Below are 11,331 nucleotides of genomic sequence, written 5' to 3'. Positions count from 1 at the left end.
GTGGAGCTGAGGGGATTCGAACCCCTGACCCCTTCCATGCCATGGAAGTGCGCTACCAACTGCGCTACAGCCCCGAGCACTGCCTGGTGGGGCGGTGCGGTTGGTCAGGTTAGCAGGCTTCGCAGGCTCAGCGTGCCGCGCCGTCCGAGTGGACCCAGTCGTCGCTGGCGTGCGGCAGACGCAGCGCCTTCCAGGCCGCGCCGGCCGCGCCGGCGAGCGCGAGGATGCCGATCGCGGAGCGGACGAGACACCGTTTTGACGACCCACTCACGAGCTGCGACCCCTCTCTGATCTCTATGACAGGATGCCACGAGCAAGGAGTGTGCAGACCGAGAGGTGCTCGTGGCCGAGAAGCTGTTCGCCGTCATTCACACGAACATGGGCGACATCACGGTGCAGCTCTTTGCCGATCACGCCCCCGCGACGGTCAAGAACTTCATCGCCCTCGCGACCGGTGAGAAGGAGTGGACCGACCCGCGTACCCGGCTTCCCTCGAACGAGCCGCTGTTCTCCGGGACGATCTTCCACCGCGTGATCGCGGGCTTCATGATCCAGGGCGGCGACCCGCTGGGCACCGGCACCGGCGGCCCGGGCTACAAGTTCAAGGACGAGTTCCACTCCGAGCTGATCTTCGACCGGAAGTACCTGCTCGCGATGGCCAACGCCGGTCCGGGCACGAACGGCTCGCAGTTCTTCATCACCGTCGTCCCGACGCCGTGGCTGACGATGAAGCACACGATCTTCGGCGAGGTTGCCGATGCCGACAGTCAGGATGTCGTCGAGGCGATCGCGAACGTCCGCACCGGTCCGCGCGACCGTCCGGTGCAGGACATCGTGATCAAGAGCATCGACATCGAGACCCGTCAGTTCTAGTTCGGTAGGGGATGTCCCATCCTGCGGGCGGCCCGCCGCCCACTTGCTACCGCCACCCGGACCGGGAGTCCTACGTCCGGTGCGGGCGCTGCGGCCGGTACATCTGCCCGGACGACATGGTGTCGGCCTCGGTCGGTTTCCAGTGCCATGAGTGCGTCCGGGCCGGCAACAAGGGCGTCCGGACCCCGCGGACCCTGGCCGGTGGTGCGGTCCGGCTGCATACCGGGTTCGTCACCACCGCGCTGGTCGCGATCAACGTCGCGGTGTTCTTCGCCGTGCAGGTCCGGCCGAGCCTGCTGGCGCACCTGTGGCTGTCCGCGTTCGCCGCCGACGGGCACGGCGTCGCGCAGGGCGGCTGGTACCGGCTGTTCACGGGGGCGTTCCTGCACCAGGAGACCTTCCACATCGCGATGAACATGTTCGTGCTGTGGATGTTCGGCCGCCCGTTGGAGGCGCAACTCGGTCGGTCCCGCTACCTGACCACGTACCTGATCTGTGCACTGGGCGGCTCGACCGCGTCGTACATGTTCAACGAACCGGCGGGGGCGTCGCTCGGTGCCTCCGGCGCGGTGTTCGGCCTGATCGGGACGCTGTTGGTGGTCGAGCGCCGGTTCGGTTCGAACACCGGGACGGTGCTGATCTACCTGGCGATCCTGTTGGTCCCCGGGATGTTGATCTCGAACATCGACTGGCACGGCCACATCGGCGGGCTGGTCACCGGCTTTGTGCTGGGGGTGCTGTGGGCCTACGCCCCGCGGGCCCAGCGGATGATCTGGCACGTGGCCGGCTCGGTGACGGTGATCGTGGTGCTGTGCGTCCTGGTCGGGGTCCGGACGCACCACCTGAACAACATGCTCCACCAGGCGTGCAGCGGGCTCCCGGACGGCTTCGCCGCGCAGCTGAGCAACGGGCTCTGCGAGTAGCCGAGGTTTTCCACACTGGGGACAACCCATGTGGAGAACTACAGGCGTGTAACTACCAGCCGGGGATCAACGCCACCGGGTAGCGGTGATGAAGCCGGCAGTGATGAACGTGAAGCCGACCAGCAGGTTCCAGTTGCTGATCGCCGGGATCGGGTAGCTGCCGCTGGACAGGTAGTAGACGACGATCCAGACGAGGCCCGCCAGGAAGAGGCCCACCATCGTCGGGGCCACCCACGCGTCGCTCGGTCCGAGCGAGACCGACTTCGGGGTCAACTGCACCGCGGGCTTGTTGTCGTCCTTCTTGCGGATCCGCGACTTCGGCATGGCCTCTCCTGCAGCGCTTCATCAAGTCCCCGGCGACCACCCGGACGAACCGGACACGCGATCCGAATCCAGTTGCCGCCGCGTCCGTTAGCGTATCGGGCGGACCTTCGCGAACCGTTGGGTCCGGGTCATCGGTGCGTCGGGCGGGAGGCGTCGGGGTGAGCGGGACAGCGGGATCGTCGGGCGCCGGGAGGCGCCGGTCGGTCTGGCGGTTCGGCGTCCCGCCGGTGCTGGCCATGGCCGGCCTGCTGTTCGCCATCACCGCCACCACCGCCCGCGGCACCGACCTGCGCTCGGCCGAGAACACCCGCCTGGTCGACCTGATCCATCAGGCCCAGCAGCGCGCCGAGCGGGCCGGGACCACCGGGGCCCGGTTGCGCACCGAGGTCGACCGCCTGTCCGCGTCGGCCTCGGACCCCGAGACCCAGCAGGTCGTCGGCGCCGCCGACGCCCTGGCGCCTGCGGCCGGGCTGACCCCGGTGACCGGCGTGGGCCTGACGATCGCGCTGGACGACGCTCCGCCCGGTGCCCTCGACCGCAGCTATCCCGGACTGCCCCAGCCCGGCCCCGACGACCTGGTCGTGCACCAGCAGGACCTGCAGGCGGTGGTCAACGCGTTGTGGGCCGGCGGGGCGGCGGCGATGCAACTGATGGACCAACGGATCATCTCGACCAGCGCGGTGCGATGCGTGGGAAACGTGCTGATCCTGCAGGACCGGGTGTATTCCCCGCCATACTCGGTCACCGCCGTCGGCGACATGTCGAGAATGTCTGCGGCGCTCAAAGCGTCTCCGGCGATTTCCAACTACCTGGAGTACGTGGCAGCTTATGGTCTTGGGTATCGGTTGACTCCGCATGCCCGAGTCACCGTTCCGGCGTATTCCGGATCGCTCGACCTGCGGTTCGCTGCCGCTGGTCCGGGACCTACGCCGAGCGCCACAGCTCCTCAGTAATACAGCTCTTCAGTAATACAGGGGATACGCAGAACCTGGGGGTAACCGAGATGTCGGCTACTGATTTCAGACGGCTCGGTGCTGCATGACGTCCACAATCACTCCTGCGGCGCCCATGCGCCCGGCACCTGAGTCGTGGGGACGACGCCTGGCCGGGTACGTCGGCGAGTTGATGATCACGTTCGGCCTGATCATGATGCTGCTGGTGGTCTACCAACTCTGGTGGACCAACATCCAGGCCGACCGCAAGGCCAACCAGATCGACAACGCCTTGAAGCAGGCCTGGTCCTCCGGCGCGGCCATTCCCAACGGCGCGATCGGCATCATGTACATCGAGCGCCTCGGCAAGTCCTTCGAGAAGCCGATCGTCCAAGGAGTGACCTTGGACGACCTCGCCGAGGGCGTCGGCCACTTCACCAACACGGCCGACCCGGGCGGGCTGGGCAACTTCGCCGTCGCCGGCCACCGCGCCACGCACGGCCAGCCGTTCGCGTACCTGAACGAGATGCAGCCGGGCGACAAGGTCTGGGTGGAGACCAAGACCGCGTGGTACCAGTACACGATCGATGCGATGCCGGGCACCGCCGGCAAGGCGTACAAGCTCGTCAGCCCGAACGACGGGGCGGTGCTGGATCCGGTTCCGGAGAACGCCGCGTCGACGCAGAACGGCTACAAGCTGACCAAGAAGGAGCTCACCTTGGTCACCTGCAACCCGCGCTGGGGCTCCAGCACCCGGTTGATCGTCTACGGGCAGCTGACGGAGACCGACCCGAACTCGCCAGGTGCGCCGATGCCCGCCGGCATGTCGTACTTCCAGGGGAGCTGACCGTGTACGCATTTCTCTGGCGGCACCTGCCGGGCAACTTCCCGGCGAAGCTGCTGCTGTCCGCACTGCTGATGCTGCTCGTGCTGTGGCTGCTGTTCCAGCACGTGTTCCCGTGGATCGACCCGCGCCTGCCGTTCAACCAGGTCGCGCCCTCGGGCACCGCCAACGTCGGCCCGTAGCGGCGGCGTCCACCCCGCTCCACTTCTGCTGCCTGTCCCACCCTTCCGGAGACCCGGATAAGTGGGACAGGCAGCACATGTTGCGTCTTAGGCTGTCACGGTGACCCGCATCCTCGTCGTGGACAACTACGACAGCTTCGTGTTCAACCTGGTGCAGTACCTCCAGCAGCTCGGCGCCGACTGCGACGTCCACCGCAACGACACCGTGCCCGCCGCGGCGGCCGCCGACTACGACGGCGTGCTGCTCTCGCCCGGCCCGGGCACCCCGGAGTCTGCCGGTGTCTGCGTCGAGATGGTCGGCGCCGCCGCCGCGAGCGCGGTACCGCTGTTCGGCGTCTGCCTGGGCCTGCAGTCGATCGCCGTGGCATACGGCGCAACCGTCGGCCGCGCCCCGGAGTTGCTGCACGGCAAGACCAGCCTGGTGCAGCACGCCGGGGTCGGGGTGCTGGCCGGTCTGCCGCAGCCGTTCACCGCGACCCGCTACCACTCGCTGGCCGTCGACCCGGCCACCGTGCCGGCGCAGCTCGAGGTGACCGCGCGCACCGAGTCGGGCGTGATCATGGCGCTGCGCCACCGCGAGTTCGACGTCGAGGGCGTGCAGTTCCACCCGGAGTCCGTGCTCACCGAGGGCGGGCACCGGATGCTCGCCAACTGGCTGCTGCGCTGCGGCCACGCCGACGCGGTCGAACGCTCGGCCGGGCTCGCGCCCGTCGTCGGGGTGGCCGGCTAGGGGAGCCGAGGCTGGGTGGGTGGGGTCGCCACCGGCTTCGGCGCCGTCTGCGGTTGCTGGGCCTGCCCCGGACACACCAAGCCATTGCACGCCGGGGCCGTCGGCGTCGTCGCAGGCGGGGTCGGGTTTGTCGCAGGCGGCCCGGGCGCCTGACTGGGCTGCGCGGCGGCGACGATGATCGACACATTCGAACCGGCCGGCAGCTTCTCCCCGGCGGCCGGGACCTGTCGCAGCACGTTGCCGGGCGGGACCTTGTCCGAGATCTCCTGGCTTGGCTGCGGCACGTTGAACCCGGCCTGGGTGAGGATCGCGTACGCCTGCGCGTAGGGCTGGCCGACCACGTTCGGTACCTCGACCAGTGCGACGCCGGTGGACACCGTCAGGTTCACCGTCGTGCCCGGCTTGACCTGCTTGTTGTAGGCCGGGTCGCTGGACAACACCTCGCCCTTGGGGCGGTCGGAGGCCATGTTCGTGATCTTGCCGACCACCAGCCGAGCGTTCGTGACCGCGGTTTTGGCCTGATCGATCGGCAGGCCCACCACTTCCGGAACGACGGACTTCGCCTCGCCCTGCGAAATCACCAGGTTGATCTTGGTGCCCTTGCCGACGCTCGCCCGCGCCGCCGGGTCCTGGGAGATCACCAGCCCGGAGGTGACGTCCAACGAGTTCTGGTAGCTGACCACCGGATCTAGGTTGGCCGCCTTCAGCGCGTTCTCCGCGTCGGTCTCCTTCAGCCCGGCCACGGCGGGCACCTCGACGCGATTCACGCTCGAGCCGCCGAAAACGGCCTTGGAGACGAACACCCCCAGCAGCACCACGGCGATCACACCGATCAGCAGCGCGGCGCGGCCCACCCACTTGCGGCGCGACTCGTCCGCGCCGTCCGCCACGGGCATCCGCGCGGTCGGCGAACCGCCGCCGCCGCGGATCTCGGTCGGCGCCTCGAACATCACCGTCGGCGCGAGCACCGGCTTGCCGTCCAGGGCCCGCTCGACGTCGTCGCGCATCTCGGCGGCGGACTGGTAGCGGTTGTCCGCGTTCTTCGCCAGCGCCTTGAGCACGATCGCGTCCATCGCCGGGGTGACGGCGGCGTCCACCTGCGACGGCGGCTTCGGGCTCTCCCGGACGTGCTGGTAGGCCACGGCCACGGGGGAGTCGCCGACGAACGGCGGGACACCGGTCAGCAGCTCGTAGAGCAGGCAGCCGGTCGAGTAGAGGTCTGAGCGGGCGTCGGTCTTCTCACCCTTGGCCTGCTCCGGCGACAGGTACTGGGCGGTGCCGATCACCGCGGCGGTGGAGGTCATCGTCGAGCTGGTGTCGGACACGGCGCGGGCGATGCCGAAGTCCATCACCTTGACCGTGCCGGCCCGGGTCAGCATCACGTTCCCGGGCTTGATGTCGCGGTGCACGATGCCGTTCTGGTGGCTGTACTCCAGCGCGGACAGGGTGCCGGCGGCGATCTCCATCGCCCGTTCCGGCAGCAGCTTGCGGCCGGAGTTCAGCAGCTCGCGCAGTGTCTGCCCGTCGACGTACTCCATGACTATGTACGGCACCGGGACACCGTCGGCGTAGTCCTCGCCGGTGTCGTAGACCGAGACGATCGCCGGATGGCTCAACGAGGCCGCGGACTGGGCCTCGCGCCGGAAGCGCGCCTGGAAGTTGGAGTCCAACGCGAGGTCGGATCGCAGTGTCTTCACCGCGACCGTCCGGCCCAGGCGCACGTCGCGGCCCAGGCGGACCTCGGCCATGCCACCACGGCCCAGCACCTCGCTCAGCTCGTAGCGCTCCCCCAGGAGCCGAGCCTGCTCCGTCACCTCGCGTTCCTTCCCGTCGCGGCCGACGCCAGTGCCGGCGCCGTCCCGCTGCTGGTGGACACCACGGTCACCGTCACCGGACTGCCCACTGGCACCTGCCCCCGCGGCGACACGTCGGTCACCGTACCTGGGGACCCACCGGTCGCGACGTCCCGTCGGCGTACTTGGAGGCCGAGTTGTTGCAAACCATGCGCCACCTCGGCGTAGGCCTTCCCCTGCCATGAGCTCAGCGCCACCTCGACCCGCTGCGGGCCGGCGGAGACGAGTATCGAGACTGCCGAATGGGAATTGGCCCGGGTACCGCCGGCCGGGGTCTGCTTCAGCACCACACCGGCGGGGACGGCTTCATCGACCTTGCGGTCGACCTTGATCGTGAAGCCCACCGCGGTGAGCTCGCGGGTGGCGTCGTGCTCGGCGCTGCCCTCGACGGCCGGCACCACCGCGGTGCTCGGGTCCTTGTCGGTCAGCCAAAGTGCGCCGATCCCGATCACGACCACACCGGCGGCCGTGCCCAGGGCGAGTGTGCGGCGGCGATTGGACCGCGGGGGCCGTCCGTGGCCCGTCGCGACCGGCGCGCGGTGGCGGCCGGCGCGTTCGGCCGGCGCCGCCTCGCTCAGCAGGGGAATCTCCAGTCCCGGTTCGGTGGCGACCTCGGTGCTCGGCGCCGATCGCGGGGTCGGGACCGGAACGGCGCGCGGGTCCGGGGTGCGCGTCGCGTTCGGTGTCGCGCGCCGGTGCCCGCCGGAGCGCGACCGGGAGGCGGCCCGGCGCACCGTCGCGGTGTCGGCCTGCTCGCCGAGCGAACGGGCCACCGCCTCCGGGGTGGGCTCGCCGGCGGCCAGTTCGATGCGCAGCGCCAACAGCCGGTGGGCCAGTTGCTCGGCGGTGGCCGGGCGGGCCTCGGGCTCCTTGGCCAGGGTCGCGTCGAGCACCTCGACGATCGCCGGGTGCAGGCCGGGGATCGGCGGGATCGTGGAGTTCAGGTGTTCCATCGCCACGGCCAGTGGGTTGTCGCCGATGAAGGGCCGGTGGCCGGCCAGGCACTCGTAGAGCACCACGCCGAGGGCGTAGATGTCGCTGGCCGGCGCCGCCACGCCACGTCCGTTGACCAGTTCCGGGGCCAGGTAGTGGGCCGTGCCCATGACGGTGCCGGTCCGGGTCAGCGGCAAGGTGTCGCCGGCCCGGGAGATGCCGAAGTCGGTGACCTTCACCGTCCAGCTCGGGGTGATCAGCAGGTTCGCCGGCTTCACGTCGCGGTGCACCACGCCGGTGACGTGCGCGGCGTTCAGGGCCCGGGCGGCCTGGGCAACGAGGTCCAGGCACCGGTCGCGCTCCAGTGCCCCGTCGCGCTCGATGATTTGCGACAGTGGCTGCCCGGGCACCAATTCCATGACGATGAACGGGACGACCGTGCGCGACATCGTGGCCTGGCCGAAGTCGTAGACCGCGGCGATGCCGGTGTGCACCAGCGCCGCGGTGTTGCGGGCCTCGTTGCGGAACCGCTCCAGGAACACCTGCTCGTCGGCGTACTCCGGCCGCAGCACCTTGACGGCCACCGGCCGGCCGAGCACCTCGTCGAACCCGCGCCAAACTTCGCCCATGCCGCCGCGGGCGATCCGCTCGACGAGCCGGTAGCGACCGCCGAGCACGGGCATCCGTGGATCGACCGGTGGGCGAGGTTGCTCGGTCGGCGCCGTCACTTCCCCAGCACCGCCGCCATGACGGCCCGGGCGATCGGGGCGGCCAACAGGTTGCCGCTGATCTCCTGCTGCGTCGGGCTGCCGCCGTTCTCCAGCACGACCGCGACGGCCACCGCCGGATTGTCGGCCGGGGCGAACGACACGAACCAGGCATCCGGATTCGCCCCGCCGCCGACCTGGGCGGTGCCGGTCTTCCCGGCCACCTTGACCCCGGAGATCTGGGCGTTGGTGCCGGTGCCGTTGTCGACGACGCCGATCATGATGCTGGTGAGTTCGGCGGCGACCTGCGGCGTGATCGCGCGCGAGAGCATCTGCGGATCGGTGCGGCTGAGCACCTCGAGGTCGCGCGAGCGCAGTTGGTCGACCAGGTACGGAGTCATCAACGTGCCCTGGTTGGCGATCGCCGCGGCGATCATCGCCATCTGCAGCGGGGTCGCCCGGGTGTTGTACTGGCCGATCGCCGACTGCGCCGTCTCAGGCTGGTTCAGGTCGCGCGGGAACACGCTGGACGCCACCGGCATCGGCACGTTCAGCCGGGTGTCGAACCCGAAAGCGTCGGCCTGCTTGCGGATCGCCGCGTCGCCGAGCTTCATCCCGATCGCGCCGAACGTGGTGTTGCACGACCGTTGCAGTGCCTGGGTGATCGTGGTCTGGTCGCTGCCCGGGGTGCAGGTGCCCTTGAAGTCGTTGGGCAGGCTGATCGAAGTCTGGGGCAGCGGCAGCTTGGCCGGACCCGGCACCGGCGAGGTCGGCGTGTACTGCCCGGAGCTCAACGCGGCCGCGGCGGTGACCAACTTGAACGTCGAACCGGGCGGGTAGGTCTGGCTCAGCGCTCGGTTCAGCAGCGGGGTGCTCGGGTCGTTGGTCAGGCTGTCCCAGGCCTTGGTCTCCGCGCCGCCGTCGTGGGCGGCGAGCAGGTTCGGGTCGTAGGACGGCGAGGAGACCATCGCCAGGATCCGCCCGGTGGACGGCTCGATCGCGACCACTGCGCCCTTGCGCCCGGCCAGGCCCTTGTACGCGGCCTGCTGCGCGGCGGCGTTCAAGGTCAGCAGGACATCGCCGCCGGCCACCGCGTTCTGCGTCAGCAGTTCGACGATCCGTTTGACGAACAGGCGGTCGTCGGTGCCGGCCAGGATGCTGTTCTCGTAGCGCTCGACGTCCGACGACCCGTAGATGTGCGAGTAGTAGCCGGTGGCGAACGCGTACAGCTCCGGCTGCAGGTACACCCGCAGGTACTTGAGGCTGTCGTTGGTGGCCTTCGAGATCGCGATCGGGTCGTTGCCGACGACGATCGCCCCGCGCTGCCGGCTGTACTCCTCCAGCAGGACCCGGATGTTCCGCGGGTCGGTCCGGTAGTCGTCGGCCTTGTAGACCTGCAGATAGTTCAGGTTCAGCAGCAGCAGCACGAGCAGCACCGCGCACGCGCCGGCGACGCGACGTAGGGGCCGATTCATCCCTGCCACCCGAGACGCACCGAGGGCGCGACGAAGGAGTGCTCGAGGCGCGGTGAGGAGGCGTTCGGGCACTGCCAGCCGAGACGCACCGAGGGCGCGACGAAGGAGCACCCGCAGGGAGTCCAGGCGGCCATCAGCGGAGCACCATTGTTTCTGCCTCCGTGGTGGCGGTGAGGATCGGCGCCGGGCGGCGTGCGGTGTCGCTGACCCGTAAGAGCAACGCGAGTAACGCCCAGTTGGCGACCAGCGACGATCCGCCGTAGGACAGGAACGGGGTGGTCAGGCCGGTCAGCGGGATCAGGCGGGTCACGCCGCCGACGATCACGAAGACTTGCAGCGCCAGGATCGTGGCCAGCCCGGCGGTCAGCAGCTTGCCGAACGAGTCGCGGGCGGCCAGGGCCGTGCGCAGGCCGCGCTGCACCATGATCGCGTAGATCAGCAGGATCGCCATGACGCCGGTCAGACCGAGCTCCTCGCCCGCGGTGGCCATGATGAAGTCGGTCTTGGCGTAGGGCACGATGCTCGGCCGACCGTGGCCCAGGCCGGTGCCGAGCACGCCGCCGGTCGCGAACCCGAACAGCGACTGGACCAGTTGGTAGGACTTGTTCGACGGGTTCTGGCCGGCGAAGGCGTGCAGCCAGATGTCGACCCGGCTGTGGACGTGGGCGATCGTGCTGTAGGCCAAGTACCCGCCGGCGGCGAACATCGCGACGCCGAACAACAGCCACGACGTCCGCTCGGTCGCGACGTAGAGCAGCAGCACGAAGACGCCGAAGAACAGGAACGACATCCCGACGTCGCGCTCGGCCATCAGGATCGCGACGCTGGCCAGCCAGGCGGTGATGATCGGGCCGAGGTCGCGGCCCCGGGGCAGGTCGATCCCCAGCACGCGGCGGCTGGCCAGCGCCAGCACGTCGCGCTTGACGACCAGGTACCCGGCCCAGAACACGATCAGCAGCAGCTTGGCGAACTCACCGGGCTGGATCGAGAAGCCGGACATCCGCACCCAGATCTGCGCCCCGTTCACCTGCGAGTACCGGGCCGGCAGCACCGCGGGCAGCGCGAGCAGCACCAGGCCGACGGCGCCGGCGGTGTAGGTGTAGCGCTGCAGCGTGCGGTGGTCGCGCAGCACGCCGAGCACCGCGACGAACAGGGCGATCCCGATCGCGGTCCAGATCAGTTGGACGCCGGCGTCGCCGCGCGGGGTCCAGTCGCCGATGGTGCGCGCGGCGTTCTTGTTGTCGAAGTCCAGCCGGTAGATCAGCGCGAGCCCGAGCCCGTTGAGGGTCACCGCGCAGGGCAGTAGTACCGGGTCGGCGTAGCGGGCGAAGCGCCGCACCGCGACGTGCGCGGCCGCGACCAGCACCGCAAGGAACAGGCCGTAGCCGGCCAACCCGTCGGGCCAGCGCCCGGCGGCCCCGTAGCCGGCGTCGGCGTACGCCGCGACCGCGATGCCCCAGGCGAACAGCAGCATCGACAACTCGGCCCCCCGGCGGGCCGGCAGGCCGGGTGCGGGTACCAGCGCCAAGGCGGACGCCGTCGCGGCAGCGCTCAT

At 69.7% G+C, this 11,331-nt stretch carries 12 protein-coding genes and 1 tRNA gene; 6 read left to right on the top strand and 7 right to left on the bottom strand.

Features of this window, described 5'->3' with window-relative positions; all coding sequences use genetic code 11:
• Position 1: 1 nt before the first annotated feature.
• Together VHU88_10130 and VHU88_10125 are read right to left on the bottom strand one after the other, a co-directional pair.
• A tRNA-Ala gene (locus VHU88_10130) sits at positions 2-74 on the bottom strand.
• A 53-nt stretch (positions 75-127) separates the two neighbouring features.
• Entirely contained in the window at positions 128-271 is a 144-nt protein-coding gene (locus VHU88_10125; GenBank protein ID HEX3612031.1) for a hypothetical protein, read from the bottom strand.
• An 83-nt stretch (positions 272-354) separates the two neighbouring features.
• Between VHU88_10125 and VHU88_10120 the strand changes: the two genes are divergently transcribed.
• Together VHU88_10120 and VHU88_10115 are read left to right on the top strand one after the other, a co-directional pair.
• Positions 355-873 (top strand): peptidylprolyl isomerase, encoded by a 519-nt coding sequence (locus VHU88_10120; GenBank protein ID HEX3612030.1) that lies wholly within the window; start codon positions 355-357, stop codon positions 871-873.
• An 11-nt stretch (positions 874-884) separates the two neighbouring features.
• Positions 885-1,796, top strand: coding sequence for a rhomboid family intramembrane serine protease (locus VHU88_10115; protein ID HEX3612029.1), 912 nt, complete (start codon positions 885-887; stop codon positions 1,794-1,796).
• Between the two features lie 66 nt (positions 1,797-1,862).
• On the opposite strand, the gene VHU88_10110 is transcribed toward VHU88_10115, so the two are convergent.
• A complete protein-coding gene (locus VHU88_10110) occupies positions 1,863-2,120 on the bottom strand; it encodes a cell division protein CrgA (protein HEX3612028.1) in 258 nt (85 codons plus the stop codon).
• 158 nt (positions 2,121-2,278) lie between these two features.
• On the opposite strand from VHU88_10110, the gene VHU88_10105 reads away from it, so the two are divergent.
• The 4 genes from VHU88_10105 (at position 2,279) to VHU88_10090 (ending at position 4,808) form a co-directional block, all read left to right on the top strand.
• Positions 2,279-3,073, top strand: coding sequence for a DUF881 domain-containing protein (locus VHU88_10105; GenBank protein HEX3612027.1), 795 nt, complete (start codon positions 2,279-2,281; stop codon positions 3,071-3,073).
• A gap of 85 nt (positions 3,074-3,158) precedes the next feature.
• A complete protein-coding gene (locus VHU88_10100) occupies positions 3,159-3,899 on the top strand; it encodes a class E sortase (protein ID HEX3612026.1) in 741 nt (246 codons plus the stop codon).
• Between the two features lie 2 nt (positions 3,900-3,901).
• Complete coding sequence (locus VHU88_10095; GenBank protein HEX3612025.1) at positions 3,902-4,078, top strand: hypothetical protein; 177 nt, start codon at positions 3,902-3,904, stop codon at positions 4,076-4,078.
• A 100-nt stretch (positions 4,079-4,178) separates the two neighbouring features.
• Entirely contained in the window at positions 4,179-4,808 is a 630-nt protein-coding gene (locus VHU88_10090) for an aminodeoxychorismate/anthranilate synthase component II (GenBank protein HEX3612024.1), read from the top strand.
• Here VHU88_10090 and pknB read toward each other — a convergent pair.
• The 4 genes from pknB to VHU88_10070 form a co-directional block, all read right to left on the bottom strand.
• Positions 4,805-6,622, bottom strand: coding sequence for a Stk1 family PASTA domain-containing Ser/Thr kinase (pknB, locus tag VHU88_10085; GenBank protein HEX3612023.1), 1,818 nt, complete (start codon positions 6,620-6,622; stop codon positions 4,805-4,807). The genes VHU88_10090 and pknB overlap by 4 nt on opposite strands.
• Entirely contained in the window at positions 6,619-8,322 is a 1,704-nt protein-coding gene (locus VHU88_10080; protein ID HEX3612022.1) for a protein kinase, read from the bottom strand. Before VHU88_10080 ends, pknB begins: the two co-directional genes overlap by 4 nt.
• Complete coding sequence (locus tag VHU88_10075) at positions 8,319-9,776, bottom strand: penicillin-binding transpeptidase domain-containing protein (GenBank protein ID HEX3612021.1); 1,458 nt, start codon at positions 9,774-9,776, stop codon at positions 8,319-8,321. The genes VHU88_10080 and VHU88_10075 overlap by 4 nt, the downstream gene beginning before the upstream one ends.
• 133 nt (positions 9,777-9,909) lie before the next feature.
• Positions 9,910-11,331, bottom strand: coding sequence for an FtsW/RodA/SpoVE family cell cycle protein (locus VHU88_10070; protein ID HEX3612020.1), 1,422 nt, complete (start codon positions 11,329-11,331; stop codon positions 9,910-9,912).

It is taken from the genome of Sporichthyaceae bacterium, assembly GCA_036269075.1.
Taxonomy (GTDB): domain Bacteria; phylum Actinomycetota; class Actinomycetes; order Sporichthyales; family Sporichthyaceae; genus DASQPJ01.
This window is presented reverse-complemented; position numbering and strand designations above follow the sequence as displayed.

Coding starts and splice junctions, on each gene's coding strand:
- VHU88_10070 (HEX3612020.1), bottom strand. CDS start 11,331: ATGAGCGCTGCCGCGACGGCGTCCGCCTTGGCGCTGGTACCCGCACCC.
- VHU88_10115 (HEX3612029.1), top strand. CDS start 885: ATGTCCCATCCTGCGGGCGGCCCGCCGCCCACTTGCTACCGCCACCCG.
- VHU88_10075 (HEX3612021.1), bottom strand. CDS start 9,776: ATGAATCGGCCCCTACGTCGCGTCGCCGGCGCGTGCGCGGTGCTGCTC.
- VHU88_10100 (HEX3612026.1), top strand. CDS start 3,159: ATGACGTCCACAATCACTCCTGCGGCGCCCATGCGCCCGGCACCTGAG.
- VHU88_10110 (HEX3612028.1), bottom strand. CDS start 2,120: ATGCCGAAGTCGCGGATCCGCAAGAAGGACGACAACAAGCCCGCGGTG.